This is a genomic window from Streptomyces sp. NPDC097981, assembly GCF_040302565.1.
GTDB lineage: Bacteria > Actinomycetota > Actinomycetes > Streptomycetales > Streptomycetaceae > Streptomyces.
Map to the genome: position 1 here is coordinate 124,398 of NZ_JBEORW010000006.1, position 17,658 is coordinate 142,055.

The window sequence follows — 17,658 nt, forward strand, 5'->3', positions numbered from 1 at the left end:
TTCGGGTTCCGCTTCCGTGCGGGGCGGTGCGTCGGAGGACAGCGAGCGTACGGCGGTCTTCCGGGCGCCGAAGTCGGACTCGGGCGGGTCCGGTCCGGCCAAGGGCGGTGCGGGCGCCGCGTCGTCGGACGCTGTGAAGCCGGACGCTGCCGAGCCGTCGGCCGCGAAGCCGGGTTCGGGTTCCGCTTCCGTGCGGGGCGGTGCGTCGGAGGACAGCGAGCGTACGGCGGTCTTCCGGGCGCCGAAGTCGGACTCGGGCGGGTCCGGTCCCGCCAAGGGCGGTGCCGGTACCGCGTCGTCCGCTGCCGATGGTGCGGCCGAGAAGCCGGCGTACGGCGAGCGCACCGCGGTGTTCCGTGCGGTGAAGCCGGGTGCGGCCTCCGCCGCCGCGAAGCCGGCCGACAGCGCCCCGAGCGCAGGCCTGAGCGCTGCCGGTGGTTCCGGTTCGGGTGCAGCCAAGGACACGGCCGCGGCGGATGCCGCGGACAGCGAGCGCACCGCCGTCTTCCGGGCTCCGAAGCTGGATGCCGCGCCGGGCGACGCGAAGGCTCCCGCCGCGGGCAAGGCTTCCGACGAGCAGGCGGACGGCGAACGCACCGCCGTGTTCCGTGCGGTGAAGCCGGGCTCCGCCAAGCCGGATTCCGCTTCGGGTGGCCCGAAGGCCGCCCCGACTGCTGCCGGGAAGCCCGCCGAGGAGGCGGGCGACAGCGAGCGCACCGCCGTCTTCCGGGCCGTGAAGCCCGCGGTGAAGCCGGATGCCAAGCCGGACGCGAAGCCGGACGCGAAGACTCCGGAGAAGGCGAAGGCCCCCGCCCCCGCCCCGGCTCCGGAGAGGCCCGCGGCCTCGCGGCCCGTGCCGCCGAAGGCGGTCGGCGGGGAGCGGGGCAGCACGTTCGTGCCGCTGCGCAAGGGCGACCAGCCCGCGGCGAAGCCCGCGGCCTCGGCCACCACCGCGGCCTCGGCCACCACCGCGGCCTCGGCCACCACCGCGGCCCCGGCCACCACCGCGGCCTCGGCCACCACCGCGGCCCCGGCCACCACCGCGGCCCCGGCCACCACCGCGGCCCCCGCCCCGGCTCGGGCCGCGCAGGCGCCGGCGACGCCCGTCCCCGAGCGGACCGAGCGGACCACGCAGCAGCCGCTGCCGCCCAAGCCGCCGCTCGACATGCTCGCGGACCTCACCAACAACCCGCCCCCGCCGCCGAGCCCCCTGCGCACGGCCATGCGGCGGTTCAAGATCTACGCGCCGCTCGTCGTCCTGCTCGCGATCATCCTCGCCGTCATCCAGCTCGTGCGCCCGCTGCCCGAGCCGAAGCTGAAGATGACCGCGAAGGCCTCGTACGCCTTCGACGGCGGCAACCCGACCCTGCCCTGGCCGAAGGAGGGCCAGGCGGCCATGGCGGCGGCCGGCCTCGGCACCGTCGGCACGTTCGGCGAGCAGAAGTCGGTGCCCATCGGCAGCGTCGCCAAGACGATGACGGCGTACGTGATCCTGAAGAACCACCCGATGAAGAAGGGTGAAAAGGGTCAGATGATCGACATCGACAGGGCCGCGGTCGACGACGGCAAGAAGGACGTCGAGAACGAGTCGACCGTCAACACGCTGAAGGAGGGCGACAAGCTCTCCGAGTACGACGCCCTCGCCGCGATAATGATCCCGTCGGCCAACAACGTCGCGCGACTGCTGGCCCGCTGGGACACCGGTGGCGACCAGGACGCGTTCGTCAAGAAGATGAACGACACCGCCAAGGAACTCGGCATGACCAACACGACGTACACGGACCCCTCGGGTCTGGACGCGACGACGGTCAGCACCGCCGAGGACCAGGTCAAGCTCGGCCTGAAGGTCGTGGAGATGCCCGAGCTGATCGCGATCACGAAGCTGCCGTCCTGGGTCGACCCCTACGGCAAGGCCTGGCCGAACTGGAACCACCTGATCCCCGGCAACGGCGCCCTCGGCATCAAGACCGGCTCCACCACGAAGGCGGGCGGCAACCTGCTCTTCGCCGCGGAGAAGAAGGTCGGCAAGACCAACCAGCTGATGGTCGGCGCGGTTCTCAGCCAGCACGGTGTGCCGATCCTCGACACCGCGATCGGGCACAGCAAGAACATCATGCTGGCCACGCAGAAGATGCTGACGAACGCGGTCGTGGTGAAGAAGGGCGAGGTCGTCGGGTACGTGGACGACGGCCTCGACGGCCACACCCCGGTCATCGCCACCGCCGACGTCGAGGCGGTCGGCTGGCCGTCGCTCACCGTCAGCGTCAAGCTGCGCAGCGGGGACGGCAAGCTCCCGCAGTCCGCCAAGGCGGGCACCGAGGTCGGCGTGCTGACCGTCGGCGAAGGGGCCAGCCAGGTGAAGGTGCCGGTGGCGCTGCAGAGTGATCTCGTGGCGCCGGGCATCGGCAGCAAACTGACCCGTGTCGGCTGATCACCGGTGACGGTGAGGTGACCGTGTGATTCCGGCGCCCCGGGCAACCCCGGGGCGCCGTCGCGCGTCTAGGGACCCGGGAACGGGACACAGACGGACACAGATGTTCGACCCATGTGCCGGGGAGTCCGGGGAGTACGGCAGTGACCACCGCTGAGCAGCAGAGCCAGGGCCGGAGTGCATCGGCAGCCACCGGCGGATCCGGTGCGTCCGATGCGCCCGACGTGCCCGCTGCCGGGCCCGGTGGCATAGGGGCCCGCGTCCTCGGCCGGGCCCGCCGGCACCCGGTGGCCGTTGCCACCGCCCTGGCCGCGGTGCTGCACGTGGTCTGGTTCTTCAGCTTCGCCAACAGCGGCGGCGACCTGGCCGCGCAGGACGCCTGGGCCGAGTTCGTGGGCCGCCATCCGGACTCCGCGTACAACCTCGCCTGGTACGGCGGCATGCACCCCGTCTCGTACAGCGTGGTGTCCCCGTACGTGATGTACATGATCGGCGTGCGGACCACGATGATGGCCGCCGGAACGGTCTCGGCCGGGCTGCTCGCGCTGATCCTGACCCGCAGCCGCGCCGCCGTCCGCGAGCCGCTGTGGCCGGCCCTGGCCGGGGTGTACGGGCTGCTCTGCAACGCCCTGTCCGGCCGGGTCACCTTCGGGCTCGGCGCGATGTTCGCGCTCGGCGCGGTCGCCGCCGTCTTCTGCTGGCCACGCAAGTGGGCGGAGCGGCGCTGGGCCAAGGCCGTGGTCGCGGCGCCGCTCGCCGCGCTCGCGACCGCCTCCAGCCCGGTCGCCGGACTGTTCCTCGGGGTGATCGCGGCCGCGCTGTTCCTCAGCGGGCGGCGCCCGGGTGCGTTCGCGCTCGGTCTGGCCCCGGTGGCGGTGGTCGGGCTGTCGGCCTGGCTGTTCCCGTTCTCCGGGACGCAGCCGATGAAGCTGGGCTCGGCGTGGCTGCCGTTCGTCTTCGGACTGGCGGTGCTGTTCCTCGTACCGAAGCGGTGGAAGACGGTCCGGATCGCCTCGGCGGTGTACGTCCTCGGGGTGTTCCTGACCTGGGCGATCGACTCACAGGTCGGCTCGAACGTGACCCGGCTGGTCATGCTGTTCGGCGGGGCCGTGCTGCTCGCGGCCCTCCCGTACGCGGTCCCGCGCACCCGGCACTGGTACGCGGTGCTGTTCGCGTTCGTCGGGATCAACATCTGGATCACCGTCAACAGCATCACGGACATCGTCCGCACCACCCCGGTGGCCGCCTGGAACCGGGAGCTGGCCCCGCTGGTCGACCAGCTGCAGAAGGCGGGCGCCGAGCGCGGCCGGGTCGAGGTGGTCCCGGCCAGCAGCCACCGCGAGTCCTCGGCCTTCCCCGCGTACGTGAACCTCGCGCGCGGCTGGAACCGGCAGGCGGACCTGGAGCGGAACCCCCTTTTCTACGACGACACCCTCACGGCCGACAGCTACCGGGAGTGGCTGGACCGCTGGGCCGTGCACTACGTGGTGCTGCCGGCCGACAAACCCGATTCGGGTGGGGAGGACGAGGCGAAGCTCGTGCGCGAGGGGCTCCCGTACCTCCAGCAGGTGTGGGGCGACGCGAACTGGAGGCTGTTCAAGGTCGACGGGCCGATGGACCTGGTGTCCGGGCAGGCCACGGTGGTGCGGGCGGGCGCGGACCAGCTGGTCGTCGACGTGAAGGCGGCCGGGCGGGTCCTCGTGCGGATCCCGCACTCGCCGTGGCTGGGGCTCGTGGACGGGTCGGGCAAGGCGGTCCTGCCGCCGCAGGAGACGTTCGCGTCGAAGGCGCGCGGCGGGGGCAGGGGCTCGGGCTCGGGCGGGCTGCCGAAGGAGTACGCGAACACGGCCGGGTGCCTGTTCAAGGCGGTCCCGGACCGTGCGGGCGATGTGTGGACGGAGCTGCTGGCACCGCGCCCGGGGGTGTACCGCGTGGCGGCGAAGTACCAGCTGCCGCGGGGGACGCCGTGCCCGGAGGAGCTGATCCGCTCGGTGGTGGGGCCGCCGGAGCGTCCGGCTCCGCCGCGTCCTTGATCGGGAGTTTTTTTACGTGCGGTCCGGGTGCGTTGCTCCGTATATCTGCATAGGATCCCAATAGTCCGATTGGGTGCTTCCCGAGGGAGTTGACGACGGGATGAGCAAAGAGCAGCAGAAGCAGGACTTCCGAGAGGCCTTCCAGATGCAGGAGCCGGATCGGCCGCCGCGCTCGGCAGGCCACGGCTTCAGTGGACCGGTGCGGAGCAAGGTCAAGGGCGGACTGCACACGAAGGCGGCCCTCAAGCGGGCCGGCACTCCGCAGGGTGACCGCATCGGTGAACGCAGCAGAGGCCTGAGCTGATCCCGCGATCCGCACCCCACGGTTCGAAGCAGCCCTTCCGGTTCCGGCCGGGAGGGCTTTCGTACGTCTGTGGCACCGCCCCGGACCCCGGCCGGCAGTTTCAGCCACCGCGTCCCACGACAACACGGCACCGCACACGCGAACGGCCCCGGACCGAGAGGTCCGGGGCCGACGCACAGTGCCCCCGGCAGGATTCGAACCTGCGACACCCGCTTTAGGAGAGCGGTGCTCTATCCCCTGAGCTACGAAGGCGGGGCGGGTCTTGACGGTAGCCGTGGAGAAAACCCCAGTGGGGTCCGCCACCCTCGGCATGTCAAACGCCCTGGTCAGCCGGCAAGTACGTGTGCCGGGTGGGATGTCCTGACAGACATGTCCCCGGCATGCGCCCAGTAGCCAACTGGCCACCGACAGCCTAGCGGATCGTGTTGCACGGATGCGCCCCCATAAGGCATTGCGGCTCTTCGGAACTGACATTGCCTCACTGACCTGCGGCGATGCGAAGGCTGGCGACCGGGTGCCGGACGCGGAGACCGTGGCCGGCCGTGACGTGCACCTGCACCTGCACGAGAGGCGCCGGCCACCGCCGAAGGATCGATCGCGAGGACCGGGGGAATTTCGGCTGATTCGGTTTGAGGTCGAACACCCCGGTCGATGGGACACCCATGGACTTCCTTCGCCCCGCAGGCTGGGAGGAGGCGCTCGCGGCCAAGGCCGAGCACCCCACCGCCGTGCCCATCGCCGGCGGTACCGACCTGATGGTCGAGATCAACTTCGACCACCGCCGGCCGGAGTACCTCATGGACCTGAACCGCATCGGGCTGCTGCGGGAATGGGAGACCGGCGAGGACATCGTCCTGCTCGGCGCGTCCGTGCCGTACACGCAGATCATCGAGCATCTGCGGACGGAGCTCCCGGGCCTGGCCCTCGCCTCGCACACCGTCGCCTCCCCTCAGATCCGCAACCGCGGCAGCGTCGGCGGCAACCTCGGCACGGCGTCCCCGGCGGGTGATGCGCACCCGGCGCTGCTCGCCGCCGGCGCGCAGGTCGAGGTGGAGTCCGTGCGGGGCTCCCGGCTGATCCCGATCGACGCGTTCTACACCGGGGTCAAGCGCAACGCCCTCGCCCCCGACGAGCTGATCAAGGCCGTCCACATCGCCAGGGCGGACGGGCCCCAGCAGTTCTCCAAAGTCGGCACCCGCAACGCCATGGTCATCGCCGTCTGCGCGTTCGGTCTGGCCCTGCACCCGGCGACCCGGACCGTCCGTACGGGCATCGGCTCGGCGGCGCCCACGCCGATCCGGGCGAAGACGGCCGAGGAGTTCCTGGCCGCGGTCCTCGACGAGGGCGGGTTCTGGGAGTCCCGCAAGGCCCTCACCCCGTCGATCGCGAAGCAGTTCGGGGATCTCGCGGCCGCGGCCTGCAACCCGATCGACGACGTCCGCGGCACGGCCCGGTACCGCCGGCACGCCGTCGGCGTCCTCGCCCGCCGCCAGCTCCTCTGGACCTGGGACGAGTACCGGGGCGGCGGCGGCCCGCTGCGCGGCTGAGCTGCCTAGCTGCCGAGCGGCCTACGGCACCTCAGACACCCATCGGGGTGTGCAGCTCCACGAGGACCTCCAACTCGACGGGCGCGTCCAGCGGCAGCGCCGCCACGCCCACCGCGCTGCGGACGTGGATGCCCGCGTCGCCGAAGGCGGTGCCGAACAGCTCGCTGGCCCCGTTGACCACGGCCGGCTGGCCGGTGAACCGCGGATCGCTGGCCACGAAGCCGACCACCTTGACCACGCGTTTGACGGCGGACAGGTCCCCGGCGACCGACGCGATCGCGGCGAGCGCGTTCAGCGCGCACTGCCGGGCCAGCCCCTTCGCCTGCTCCTCGGTGACCTCGGCGCCGACCTTGCCGGTCAGCGGGAGCGCGCCGTCGACCAGCGGCAGCTGACCGGAGGTGTACACGTGGTGCCCGTTGACCACGGCGGGTACGTACGCGGCCAGCGGAGCGGGGGTCGGCGGCAGCGTGAGCCCGACCGCGGCCAGGCGCTCCTCGGGGGTGCCGGTCATCGCGGATCTCCTTGGTGTCGGGTGTCGGGTGTCGGGTGTGAGGTGTGAGGTCGATCGGTGCCGTGCGTGACTCAGGGGCGGGTGACCCGGATCTGGAAGCTGCCGTTGCGCAGCTCGCCCACCACCGAGATGCTGATGCCGGCCTTCTCGTCGGTGAATGTCTCGCCCGTCCGGAACGGCGCGTCCGACAGCTCCCCGTGGACGTTGGGCCGCCGGGTGCAGCCGCCGCTGCCGCTCGCGCTGTCGGAGACGGTGACGGGCCCGAGCCCGGTGTCCACCTGGGAGTCCACCTTGTAGATCAGTACGCCGGGTTTGCAGACGGACTCGTCGTTCCCGGCCCGGGTGCGCACCTCCACGGCGTATCCGGCGGCCTCCGACAGCGGTACGAAGGCCAGCTTCGTGCCGCCCTCCACCGCCAGCGGGGTCAGGGTGTGGTCGCTGACGCCGGATTTCGATGCGCAGCTGATCTGCGAGCTGTCGAGCCAGCCCAGCTTCCACTTGTGCCAGCCCAGCAGGTCGTTGTTGGCTCCCCAGTCCTCGCTCATGATGTCCCAGTGCCCGACCGCGCCCCCGCCGTCGGAGGTGTACAGGTCGGGCAGTCCGAAGACGTGCCCGTTCTCGTGGGGGAGCACCCGGTAGCCGGTCTCCCGGTAGGAGCCCGAACCGTCGTCCTGGCGGCTGTAGACGAAGGACGTGTTGGCGAGGGGCACGCCGTCGGCCATCGGGGCCTCGGCGTTGCCGGAGAAGGTCACCGAGAGCACGGTGTCCAGGGCGGACGGTCCGGCGTTCGGTGTGACCAGGATGTTGACGAGGTCGTAGCGGCTGAAGTCCACCTCGGCGTCGGCGGCCTTCGCGATGTGCTCGACGAGCTGCCGGTAGCCCGGCTCGTACGCCGATCCGCGCTCGATCCCGTACGCGGCGAACGGCATCGGCATCCGCAGCCAGCTCCTTATCGGCGCCTCGGCCCGATAGCTGAGCCGGCCGTAGGAGCTGGTGCGGAACCAGTCGGAGGTCTGGGGGAAGAACTCCGCGAGCCGGTCCAGCGCGTTGCCCTCGCCCTTGGCGTCCGGGAAGTCGATCATCAGGTTCAGAGCCCGGACCTCGCCGGTCGAGCGGGAGTACCCGGGCGGGGTCGGCAGGCCCTCGGACATCTGTACGCCCATCGCGCCGCTGATCCGGCAGGGTGCCAGCGCGGACTCGGCGCTCGTGGCCACGGGCCCGGACGCGGAGTGGCTGCGGCCGGAGATCCCGGTGCTCGCGGTGGCCGTGATGCCGAGGGCCAGCACGGTGAGGCCGATGTAGGCGCCGGCGCGGCGTGTGCGTATCCGGTGGCGGGTCTGCGGCATGGAGATCGCCTTCGGGTCCGCGGCAGCCGGCCGGGCCCGGACTGCACTCTGTGCGATCACCCTCCGTCGGCTGCGGCGCGCCCGCGCGCCGGGTGCGTCCGAACGGGAACCGCGGTGTGAGCCGGGTCACACGGGGGAGTGAAATAACCGGGGATGCAATCCCCGTTTGTACGGGAGTCCCGCAAAGCGGGGACCGGCTCCCCGTTTGAGGGGCGCGGGTACGAGTCCCAGGCCCAGGGAGGCCTCGAATGAAGCGCTCCACCACCCTCGCGGCGGCCGCGTCCGCCCCGGAGGCTGCCGTGGACCCGTCGCCGGCGGAGCCCGTACGGGTCCCGCGGGCGCGCGCGGACGCCGTGCGCAACCGCGAGCGGATCCTGGTGGCGGCGCGCGAGGTCCTCGTGGAGCAGGGATCGGGCGCACCGTTCGACGAGGTGGCCCGCCGGGCGGGCGTCGGCAATGCCACGCTCTACCGGCACTTCCCCGACCGGGGCGCGCTGGTCCACCACGTCGTGCTCTTCGTCATGGACCGGGTCACGGCCCAGGCCGAGGACTCCCTCGCCGAAGAGCCCGACGCCTTCGTCGCGCTGTGCCGCTTCACGCACGCCGCGGCGGACGAGCGGATCGGCGCCCTGTGCCCCATGCTCGCCGGGGACTTCGACCACGAGCACCCCGAACTCATCGCCGCCCGGGAGGCCTTGGCGAAGGCCGTCGAGACCTTGGTGGTGGCCGGCCAGGAGGCCGGGCTGATCCGCTCGGACGTCGGCGCGGGCGACCTGATGATCGCGCTTTCCCAGCTCAGCAGGCCCCTGCCGGGCATCACCTGTCAGGCCGTGGACGGGTTCGTCCACCGCCATCTCCAGCTGTTCCTGGACGGGTTGCGGGCGCCGGCCCGCTCCGAGCTGCCGGGCTCGGCGGCCACCCTTGAGGACCTGAGGCAGAAAACCGTGTGACGCCCCGAGTTGCGCCCGTTAGCGTCACAAACCCCCCTTAAGCACCCTTTTTCAGTCATTCCGCACAGTGAAGTGGATACCCCCATGCCGAAAACAGCCGCGAATCCCGCGCCGGCTGCCGACGCCAGCCGCTGGAAGGCACTCGTCTTCATAGCCCTGGCGCAGCTGATGGTCGTCCTTGACGCGACGATCGTGAACATCGCCCTCCCGTCCGCCCAGACCGACCTCGGGATCTCCGACGGCAACCGCCAGTGGGTCATCACCGCGTACGCGCTGGCCTTCGGCGGTCTGCTCCTCTTCGGCGGCCGCATCGCCGACAAGTGGGGCCGCAGGAACGCCTTCATCACCGGCCTGATCGGCTTCGCCCTGGCCTCCGCGCTCGGCGGCTCCGCCACCGGCCAGACGATGATGCTGGGTGCCCGCGCGCTCCAGGGCGCCTTCGGCGCACTGCTCGCGCCGGCTGCCCTGTCCCTGCTGGCCGTCATGTTCACCGACGCCAAGGAGCGCGCCAAGGCCTTCGGCATCTACGGTGCGATCGCCGGTGGCGGTGGCGCCGTCGGCCTGATCCTCGGCGGCTTCCTCACCGAGTACCTCAACTGGCGCTGGACCTTCTTCGTCAACATCCCGTTCGCGATCGTCGCGGCCGTGGGTGCCTGGGTGGTCGTCCGCGAGCCGGCCGGCGGCCGCAACCGCGCCCCGCTCGACATCCCCGGCGTGGTCCTGTCCACGCTCGGTCTCGTCGCGCTGGTCTACGGCTTCACCCGGGCCGAGTCCGCGGGCTGGTCGGACGCCGTGACCGTGGCCATGTTCATCGCCTCCGCGGCGCTGCTCGCGGCCTTCGTGTTCGTCGAGTCCCGGGTGAAGTCCCCGCTGCTGCCGCTGCGCGTCCTGCTGGAGCGCAACCGCGGCGGTGTGTACCTCTCCCTGGGCCTGGCCGTCATCGCGATGTTCGGCCTGTTCCTCTTCCTGACGTACTACCTCCAGGTCGTGAAGGGCTTCTCGCCGGTCAAGACCGGCTTCGCCTTCCTGCCGATGATCGCGGGCATGATCACAGGCTCCACGCAGATCGGCGCCCGCCTGATGACCCGGGTCGCGCCCCGGCTGCTGATGGGTCCGGGTTTCCTGCTCGCCGCCACCGGCATGCTGATGCTGACCCGGCTTGAGGTCGGGTCCTCGTACCCGGCGCTGATCCTGCCGGCGCAGCTGCTGCTCGGCCTGGGCATGGGCACGGCGTTCATGCCGGCCATGTCGCTGGCCACGCACGGGGTGAACCCGGCCGACGCGGGTGTCGCGTCCGCCATGGTCAACACCTCGCAGCAGGTGGGCGGTGCGATCGGCACCGCCCTGCTGAACACGATCGCCGCTTCGGCGACCACCGCGTACCTGACCGACCACGCGGCCGCGGCCGCGGCGGGCGGCCCGGCGGCGAAGCTGGTCCAGGCCCAGGCCATGGTGGAGGGCTACTCCACCGCCATCTGGTGGGCGGTCGGCATCCTCGCCGCCAGCGCGACCATCGCCCTGACGCTGATCACCACGGGCCGCCCGGGCTCCGGCGGCCCGGTGGCCTCCGGTGGCGGCGCGGACGCGCACGCCGAGGTGAAGGTCCCGGTGATGGCCCACTGACGCGGCTCGGGAAACCCCGGGAATGACTGACGACCCCGCATCGTTCAAATTTGAACGACGCGGGGTCCGTCGTGTGTCCGGCCCCGTACCGACGAACGAGGAGCCCGCCGTGACCACCACCCCGACCCCTGCCCGGGACCCGGCCCGCATGCCGGCGCTCTACCTGAGCCACGGCGCCCCGCCGCTCGCCGACGACCCCGTCTGGCCCGGGGAACTGGCCGCCTGGTCCGCCGCGCTGCCCCGTCCCCGGGCGATCCTGATGGTCTCCGCGCACTGGGAGGAGGCCCCGCTCGCCCTCGGCGCCACGGGGCAGGTCCCCCTGGTCCACGACTTCTGGGGCTTCCCGGAGCACTACTACCGGGTCCGCTACGACGCCCCGGGCGCCCCCGCGCTCGCCGCCTCCGTACGGGCGCTCCTCCAGGCCCCCGGAACCCCCGTCCAGGACATCCCGGACCGCGGCCTCGACCACGGCGCCTACGTCCCGCTCGTGGAGATGTTCCCCGAGGCCGACGTACCGGTCCTCCAGATCTCCATGCCGACGCTGGACCCGCGTCGCCTGATGGACATCGGCCGCAAGCTGGCGCCCCTGCGCGACGAGGGCGTACTGATCGTCGGCAGCGGCTTCTTCACCCACAACCTGGCCGCGCTGCGCCACCGGGGCGTCCCCGCCTGGTCCGCCGAATTCGACGCCTGGGGCCATGAGGCACTCGCCTCCGGCGATGTGGACGCCCTGCTCGACTTCGAGGCGAAGTCACCGTCCGGCCGCCTCGCCCACCCCCGTACGGAGCACTTCGCCCCGCTCTTCGTCACCCTGGGCGCCGCGGACGCCACGGGCGACCTCACCGCCCGCCGCGAACCGGTGACGGGCTTCTGGATGGGTCTCTCGAAGCGCTCGATCCAGTTCGGCTAGGCGTCGGCCAGGCGTTTCCGGACGGGGCCGGTGACGTCCTCTGCGAGGGGCGGGCAGGTGCCTGTTTGGATCGGATCGGGCTGGTTGTCGGGTATCTCGCCATTCGATCGCCCGTCCGGGCAACCAGAAGCGTGCGCGGGTCGTCTTCAGGGGCAGGGGTGCAACCACGGCGCGTGTCGCGGAGTGTGACGGCGGTCTCACGGACGCGGTGGCCGGACAGGTCGGCGAAGACTTCCAAGCCGGCCTCGAATGCGGGCCTGACCTGCATCTCTTCGAGCTCTTACGGCATCCCGTCCCGTCCGGGGCGAGGGGTGGCGGGGCAGGATACTGCAAGATCTCGAAAAAGAGGGACCGGCGTGGGAATTCTGTCCCGATTCCAGTCGTTGTTTCCTTCGGAAGCGGGCACTCGGGAGAGTGTCCAGGGACGCAGAGCCGCGTCCCAGCAGCCGCACCGCGACCTAACTCATTGCAAGGGAGCACGCATGGCAACCCGCGCCGTCGCCCGTCATCAGTCCAGGGGCAGCGCCCGTGCTGTGGGCGGGGAGATCGCCGACCGCGACCTGGTCGGCATGTACCTGGACGAGATCGCGCGTACCCCGCTGCTCGACGCGGCCAAGGAAGTGGAGCTCTCGCAGATCATCGAGGCGGGCGTGTACGCCCGGCAGATCCTCGACGGCGAGACCGAGCGCGAGGGCGAGATGCCGGCGCGCGAGGAGCTGGAGGCCCTGGCCGCGGAGGGGGAGCGCGCCAAGGAGATCTTCATCCGCTCCAACCTCCGCCTCGTCGTGGCCGTCGCCCGCCGCTACCCGCGCAGCGGCCTGCCCCTGCTCGACCTGATCCAGGAGGGCAACGCGGGCTTGGTGCGCGCCGTCGAGAAGTTCGACTACGCCAAGGGCTTCAAGTTCTCCACGTACGCCACGTGGTGGATCCGCCAGGCCATCACCCGCTCCATCGCCGACCAGTCCCGCACCATCCGCCTCCCCGTCCACCTGGTCGAGGAGCTCGGCCGGATCCGGCGGATCCAGCGGGAGTTCAACCGGGAGAACGGCCGGGAGCCGGACCACGCGGAGATCGCCGCCGAGCTGGACTCGACGGAGAAGCGCGTGGGCGACGTACTGGACTGGGCGCGCGACCCGGTCAGCCTGAACATGTCCGTGGACGACGAGGGAGAGACCCAGTTCGGCGACCTCCTTGAGGACACCTCCGCGATCTCCCCGGAGCAGTCCGTCCTGTCCCTCCTGCGCAGCGAGGAGCTGGAGGACCTGCTGGGCAAGCTGGACCAGCGCACGGCGTCGATCATCAAGATGCGGTACGGCATCGACGACGGCCGCGAGCGGACCCTGACGGAGGTCGGCAAGCAGCACGGCCTGACGCGGGAGCGGATCCGCCAGATCGAGAAGCACGCCCTCCTGGAACTGAAGCGCATGGCCCGCGACACGGGCTTCGACGCAGTGGCCTGACGCGGCCCGCGGCGAAACCCCCCTGAACGAGCCCCCGGCGTCTCTCCCCCCCCAGACGCCGGGGGCTCCCTTCCGCCCCGCGGCCGGGCGGAGCCGCGCTACGGCGCCGCCGCCGAGGTCAGGCGCGCGGCCAGCGCGCGGGCCGCGCCGGCCAGGAATTCCGGGCTGTGGACCGTGAAGGGGACCCCGGTCAGGGCCATGCGGGCCGCCACCCACTCCGGGGCGTCCCCGCTGGAGAACCGCACCCGGCAGCCCCCGCCCGAAGGCTCGGCATGGGCGCGGAGCCAGGCCGGCAGGGCATCGGCCGGGGCGGCGAACGAGATGTCCACCGGGTACGTCTCCCCGCCCCGCAGCCCGCGCCGTACGAACTCCGCCGCGTCCATCGGCAGCTCCCGCGGAGCGAACCGCGCGCCCGTCGCGAACGGCTCCGCCACCCGGTCCACCCGGAACGTCCGCCAGTCCTCCCGGTCCAGGTCGTACGCCACCAGGTACCACCGGCTCCCCGTGCTCACCAGCCGGTACGGCTCCACCAGCCGCCGCGACCCGGCGCCGTCCCGCGCCCGGTACGCGAACCGCAGCCGCTCCGGCCCCGCGACCGCCGCCGCCATGGTCGTCAGCGTCCGCGGGTCGATGCTGGGCCCGTCGCCGCGGGTCACCGCGATGGTGGCCGACTGCAGCGCCCCCACCCGGTGCCGCAGCCGCCCCGGCAGGACCTGTTCCAGCTTCGCGAGGGCCCGTACGGAGGCCTCCTCCACCCCCTCGATCGCGTGCCCGGCACCCGCCCGCAGCCCCACCGCGATCGCCACGGCCTCCTCGTCGTCGAGCAGCAGCGGCGGCATCGCGGCCCCCGCCACCAGCCGGTACCCGCCCACCGCGCCCAGCGTGGCCTCCACCGGGTACCCCAGCTCCCGCAGCCGCTCGATGTCGCGCCGGATCGTCCTCGCGCTCACCGACAGCCGCTCCGCCAACTCGCTTCCGGGCCATTCGCGCGGGGTCTGGAGCAGGGAGAGCAGGGTGAGCAGCCGCGCCGGGGTGTCCGTCATGCAATCCAGATTGCCAGTGAAATAGGACATCACCTGACCTAGATCCGGTCTAGGTTTCTCTCCATGACCACCGAGACGTCCAAGACATCGCCCGAAAGAGAGAACGGGCCCGTACAAGAAGAGCGGAACGACACCGTCCCCGACGAAGCAGCATCCAGCTCGCCCGCCGACCGCCGCCGCTGGCTGGCGCTCGTCATCGTGATGACCGCGGCCTTCATGGACCTGGTCGACGTCACGATCGTCAACATCGCGATACCCGGCATGCGGGCGGACTTCGGCGCCTCCACCAGCGCGATCCAGTGGATCACCGCTGGCTATGCGCTCGCCTTCGCCGCCGGCCTGATCACCGGCGGCCGTCTCGGTGACATCTACGGGCGCAAGCGCCTCTTCCTCATCGGCATCGCCGGCTTCACCGCCGCCTCGCTGCTCTGCGGCATCGCCGCCAACCCCGACATGCTCGTCGCCTCCCGCATCCTCCAGGGCGGCATGGCGGCCATGATGGTCCCGCAGGTGCTGGCGATCATCCACGTCACCTTCCCGCCGCACGAGCGCGGCAAGGTCTTCGGCATGTTCGGCGCGATCGTCGGCCTCGGCGCCGTCTCCGGCCCGATGCTCGGCGCCCTGCTCACCGAGTCGGACATCCTCGGCCTCGAATGGCGCCCGATCTTCCTGATCAACCTGCCCGTCGGCATCGCCGGCGTGATCCTCGGCCGGAAGTTCATCACCGAGTCCAAGGCCCCCAAGGCCCTGCGCCTCGACCTGGTCGGCGTGGTGCTGGCCACCCTCGCCCTGGTCATGCTGATCTTCCCGCTCACGCACGGCCGGGAGAACGACTGGCCGCTGTGGGGCTTCGTCTGCATGGCCGCCGCGCCGTTCGTCTTCGCCGCCTTCATCGCGTACGAGAAGTACAAGATCCGCAAGGACGGCTCCCCGCTGGTCGAGCTCTCCCTCTTCAAGGTCAAGAGCTTCGCGGGCGGTATCGCCGTCCAGCTGACCTTCGGCATCGCCACCGGCATCTTCTTCCTGATCTGGACGCTGTACATGCAGATGGGCCTCGGCTGGAGCGCCCTGCGGGCCGGCACCACCGGCATCCCCTTCTCGCTGGCCGTCTCGGCCGCCGCGGGCCTCTCCGTCCAGAAGCTCGTACCGCGCTTCGGCCGCAAGGTGCTCCAGGCAGGTGCGCTCACCATGGCCGCGGGCATCCTGATCTACATCTGGGAGGCGCAGCACTACGGCATGGAGATCGCCTCCTGGCAGATGGCCGCGCCGCTGGTCGTCATGGGCATCGGCATGGGGCTGATCGTCGCCCCGCTCACCGACACGGTGCTGTCCCAGGTGCCGCCCGAGCATGCCGGATCCGCGTCCGGGCTGATCAACACCACCGGGCAGATGGGCAACGCGCTGGGCCTCGGCCTCACCTCCGTCGTCTTCTTCGGGACGATCGACGACGACAGGATCCTCGGCGCTCCGTACGTCGACGCCTTCCACAGCGCGCTGTGGTGGATCGTGGCCGTGCTGGTCGTGATCTTCGCGGTGATGTTCATGCTGCCGCGCAAGTCGGTCCCGGTGGAGCAGCGCGAGGGCGGCACGCAGGCCGGCACCCCGACGGCCCCCGAGGCGGTCCCCGCCGGGTAATCGCGCCCCGCCCCACCCCTGACGGGCATGTCCGCTTCTGTTGGCGGACATGCCCGTTTGTCTTGGTTTGGGGGTGAATCGGCGTACAGTGGGCCGTAATGCGCAGAGTCGGACATCGAGCAGAGCCGGACACCGAACGGACGCGAACCCCCATGTACGCACCGGAGCGCCGGCAGGAGATCCTCCGCCTCGCCCGCGAGGCGGGCCGCATCGACGTCCTCTCCCTCGCCGGCCGCTTCCAGGTCACCGCCGAGACCGTACGCCGAGACCTCAAGGCCCTGGACCGGGCCGGCCTGGTCCGCCGGGTGCACGGCGGGGCCATCCCGGCCGGCCGCCTGGACTTCGAACCCGACCTCACCGAGCGCGAAGCCACCCGCGCCGACGAAAAGGACCGCATCGCGGCGGCCGCCGTCGCCGAACTCCCCGAAGGCGGCAGCATCGTCCTCGACGCCGGCAGCACCGTCGCCCGCCTCGCCGCCGCCGTCCCCGTCGACATCGCGCTCACCGTCGTCACCCACGCGCTGCCCGTCGCCGCCCGGCTCGCCGACCACGCCGGCATCGACCTCCACCTCGTCGGCGGCCGCGTCCGCCACCGCACCCGGGCCGCCGTCGACGCATGGGCCCTGCGCGCCTACGCCGAGATCCGTGCCGATGTCGCCTTCCTCGCCGCGAACGGCTTCTCGGCGCACGGCCTGACCACCCCCGACCTCGCGGAAGCCGCCGTCAAGCGGGCCGTGATGGGAGCCGCCCGCCGGGTGGTGCTGCTCGCAGACTCCTCGAAAGCGGGCCAGGAGCACTTCGCGTGCTTCGGCTCCTTCGCGGACGTGGACCTCCTGATCACCGACCAGGGTCTCGCCCCTGCCCAACTGGCGGCCATCGAGGCCGCAGGTACGGAAGTCGTGCTCGTATGATCCTCACCGTCACCCCGAACCCCTCCCTCGACCGGACGTACGAGGTCCCCTCGCTGGACCGCGGCGCCGTGCTGCGCGCCACCGGCGACCGCGTCGACCCCGGAGGCAAAGGGGTCAACGTCTCCCGCGCCGTGGCCGCCGCCGGAGTCCTCACGACGGCGGTGCTCCCGCTCGGCGGCGCCTCGGGCGCACTGATCGCCGAACTGCTGGTCGCACAGGGCGTGGACGTCACCGCGGTGACGGTCGCCGGGCAGACCCGCTCCAACATCTCGCTCGTCGAACAGGACGGCACCCTCACCAAGATCAACGCTCCCGGCCCCGAACTCACCGAAGAGGAATCCGCCCTCCTGCTGGAGACCGTCCGCACCGCCGCCGGCGCCCCGGCCTGGATCGCGGTCTGCGGCAGCCTCCCGCGCGGCCTGCCGCCCGAGTGGTACGCCGACCTGGTCGCCCGCGCCCGCGAGGCCGGCGCCCGGGTCGCAGTCGACACCTCGGGCCCGGCACTGACCGCCGCACTGCGGGCCCGCCCGGACCTGATCAAGCCGAACGCCTCGGAGCTCGCCCAGGCGGTCGGCCGCCCGCTGGCCACCCTGGGCGAGGTCGCCCGGGCGGCCCAGGAGCTCCGCTCCCGGGGCGTGGGCGCCGTGCTGGCCTCGCTCGGCGCCGACGGCCAGCTCCTGGCGAGCGCCGAGGGCACCTTCCACGGCACGGCCCCCGTCGCAGCCGTCCGCAGCGACGTCGGGGCGGGCGACGCCTCCCTGGCCGGCTTCCTGATCGCGGGTGGGGCCGGTCCCGAGGCCCTCGCCTCGGCCCTGGCGCACGGCGCGGCCGCGGTCCAGCTCCCCGGCAGCGCCATGCCGGTCCCCGCGGACCTGCGCCCCGAGGCGGTCCGCATCACCGAGAACCCGCCTCCGGACCTGCCCCTGTCCGCCCCCGCCACCTTCTAGAGGGGCG

Annotated in this window: 14 protein-coding genes and 1 tRNA gene; 11 read left to right on the top strand and 4 right to left on the bottom strand. The window is 72.0% G+C overall.

The window, feature by feature from the left end:
• The 3 genes from ABTY04_RS08250 to ABTY04_RS08260 all read left to right on the top strand — a co-directional run.
• On the top strand, window positions 1-2,431 hold a 2,431-nt coding region (locus tag ABTY04_RS08250), incomplete at its 5' end, for a D-alanyl-D-alanine carboxypeptidase (RefSeq protein ID WP_352212526.1).
• Window positions 2,432-2,574: 143 nt separating this feature from the next.
• Window positions 2,575-4,464: a DUF8823 domain-containing protein gene (locus ABTY04_RS08255; RefSeq protein ID WP_502996578.1), complete on the top strand. Its 1,890-nt coding sequence runs from the start codon at window positions 2,575-2,577 to the stop codon at window positions 4,462-4,464.
• Window positions 4,465-4,564: 100 nt separating this feature from the next.
• Window positions 4,565-4,768: a hypothetical protein gene (locus ABTY04_RS08260; RefSeq protein WP_352212527.1), complete on the top strand. Its 204-nt coding sequence runs from the start codon at window positions 4,565-4,567 to the stop codon at window positions 4,766-4,768.
• A gap of 179 nt (window positions 4,769-4,947) precedes the next feature.
• On the opposite strand, the gene ABTY04_RS08265 is transcribed toward ABTY04_RS08260, so the two are convergent.
• Window positions 4,948-5,020: transfer RNA gene (locus ABTY04_RS08265), tRNA-Arg, on the bottom strand.
• A 410-nt stretch (window positions 5,021-5,430) separates the two neighbouring features.
• On the opposite strand from ABTY04_RS08265, the gene ABTY04_RS08270 reads away from it, so the two are divergent.
• Complete coding sequence (locus ABTY04_RS08270) at window positions 5,431-6,315, top strand: FAD binding domain-containing protein (protein ID WP_352212528.1); 885 nt, start codon at window positions 5,431-5,433, stop codon at window positions 6,313-6,315.
• A 31-nt stretch (window positions 6,316-6,346) separates the two neighbouring features.
• Here the strand turns inward: ABTY04_RS08270 and ABTY04_RS08275 are convergent, their stop codons facing one another.
• Window positions 6,347-6,826 carry a RidA family protein gene (locus ABTY04_RS08275; protein WP_352212529.1) on the bottom strand — a complete coding sequence of 160 codons (480 nt, stop codon included), beginning with the start codon at window positions 6,824-6,826 and terminating at the stop codon, window positions 6,347-6,349.
• A gap of 71 nt (window positions 6,827-6,897) precedes the next feature.
• A complete protein-coding gene (locus tag ABTY04_RS08280) occupies window positions 6,898-8,172 on the bottom strand; it encodes a M6 family metalloprotease domain-containing protein (RefSeq protein WP_352212530.1) in 1,275 nt (424 codons plus the stop codon).
• Window positions 8,173-8,420: 248 nt separating this feature from the next.
• Here ABTY04_RS08280 and ABTY04_RS08285 point away from each other — a divergent pair, with 248 nt between their 5' ends.
• The 4 genes from ABTY04_RS08285 (at window position 8,421) to ABTY04_RS08300 (ending at window position 13,115) form a co-directional block, all read left to right on the top strand.
• Entirely contained in the window at window positions 8,421-9,122 is a 702-nt protein-coding gene (locus ABTY04_RS08285) for a TetR/AcrR family transcriptional regulator (protein ID WP_352212531.1), read from the top strand.
• 84 nt (window positions 9,123-9,206) lie between these two features.
• A complete protein-coding gene (locus ABTY04_RS08290; RefSeq protein WP_352212532.1) occupies window positions 9,207-10,745 on the top strand; it encodes an MFS transporter in 1,539 nt (512 codons plus the stop codon).
• A 148-nt stretch (window positions 10,746-10,893) separates the two neighbouring features.
• Window positions 10,894-11,655, top strand: a complete 762-nt coding sequence (locus ABTY04_RS08295; RefSeq protein WP_352212643.1) for a dioxygenase family protein — start codon at window positions 10,894-10,896, stop codon at window positions 11,653-11,655.
• A 482-nt stretch (window positions 11,656-12,137) separates the two neighbouring features.
• A complete protein-coding gene (locus tag ABTY04_RS08300) occupies window positions 12,138-13,115 on the top strand; it encodes a sigma-70 family RNA polymerase sigma factor (RefSeq protein WP_352212533.1) in 978 nt (325 codons plus the stop codon).
• A gap of 98 nt (window positions 13,116-13,213) precedes the next feature.
• Here ABTY04_RS08300 and ABTY04_RS08305 read toward each other — a convergent pair whose 3' ends face one another.
• A complete protein-coding gene (locus ABTY04_RS08305) occupies window positions 13,214-14,158 on the bottom strand; it encodes a helix-turn-helix transcriptional regulator (RefSeq protein ID WP_352212534.1) in 945 nt (314 codons plus the stop codon).
• Between the two features lie 63 nt (window positions 14,159-14,221).
• On the opposite strand from ABTY04_RS08305, the gene ABTY04_RS08310 reads away from it, so the two are divergent.
• The 3 genes from ABTY04_RS08310 (at window position 14,222) to pfkB (ending at window position 17,651) form a co-directional block, all read left to right on the top strand.
• Window positions 14,222-15,793: an MFS transporter gene (locus ABTY04_RS08310; RefSeq protein WP_352212535.1), complete on the top strand. Its 1,572-nt coding sequence runs from the start codon at window positions 14,222-14,224 to the stop codon at window positions 15,791-15,793.
• 152 nt (window positions 15,794-15,945) lie between these two features.
• Window positions 15,946-16,704 (top strand): DeoR/GlpR family DNA-binding transcription regulator, encoded by a 759-nt coding sequence (locus ABTY04_RS08315; RefSeq protein ID WP_352212536.1) that lies wholly within the window; start codon window positions 15,946-15,948, stop codon window positions 16,702-16,704.
• Entirely contained in the window at window positions 16,701-17,651 is a 951-nt protein-coding gene (gene pfkB, locus ABTY04_RS08320; protein WP_352212537.1) for a 1-phosphofructokinase, read from the top strand. Before ABTY04_RS08315 ends, pfkB begins: the two co-directional genes overlap by 4 nt.
• The last annotated feature ends 7 nt before the right edge of the window (window positions 17,652-17,658 follow it).

Excerpts from the sequence above, each read along its gene's own strand:
- ABTY04_RS08260 (WP_352212527.1), top strand. The coding sequence starts at position 4,565 with ATGAGCAAAGAGCAGCAGAAGCAGGACTTCCGAGAGGCCTTCCAGATG.
- ABTY04_RS08270 (WP_352212528.1), top strand. The coding sequence starts at position 5,431 with ATGGACTTCCTTCGCCCCGCAGGCTGGGAGGAGGCGCTCGCGGCCAAG.
- ABTY04_RS08275 (WP_352212529.1), bottom strand. The coding sequence starts at position 6,826 with ATGACCGGCACCCCCGAGGAGCGCCTGGCCGCGGTCGGGCTCACGCTG.
- ABTY04_RS08280 (WP_352212530.1), bottom strand. The coding sequence starts at position 8,172 with ATGCCGCAGACCCGCCACCGGATACGCACACGCCGCGCCGGCGCCTAC.
- ABTY04_RS08285 (WP_352212531.1), top strand. The coding sequence starts at position 8,421 with ATGAAGCGCTCCACCACCCTCGCGGCGGCCGCGTCCGCCCCGGAGGCT.
- ABTY04_RS08290 (WP_352212532.1), top strand. The coding sequence starts at position 9,207 with ATGCCGAAAACAGCCGCGAATCCCGCGCCGGCTGCCGACGCCAGCCGC.
- ABTY04_RS08295 (WP_352212643.1), top strand. The coding sequence starts at position 10,894 with ATGCCGGCGCTCTACCTGAGCCACGGCGCCCCGCCGCTCGCCGACGAC.
- ABTY04_RS08300 (WP_352212533.1), top strand. The coding sequence starts at position 12,138 with ATGGCAACCCGCGCCGTCGCCCGTCATCAGTCCAGGGGCAGCGCCCGT.
- ABTY04_RS08305 (WP_352212534.1), bottom strand. The coding sequence starts at position 14,158 with ATGACGGACACCCCGGCGCGGCTGCTCACCCTGCTCTCCCTGCTCCAG.
- ABTY04_RS08310 (WP_352212535.1), top strand. The coding sequence starts at position 14,222 with ATGACCACCGAGACGTCCAAGACATCGCCCGAAAGAGAGAACGGGCCC.
- ABTY04_RS08315 (WP_352212536.1), top strand. The coding sequence starts at position 15,946 with ATGTACGCACCGGAGCGCCGGCAGGAGATCCTCCGCCTCGCCCGCGAG.
- pfkB (WP_352212537.1), top strand. The coding sequence starts at position 16,701 with ATGATCCTCACCGTCACCCCGAACCCCTCCCTCGACCGGACGTACGAG.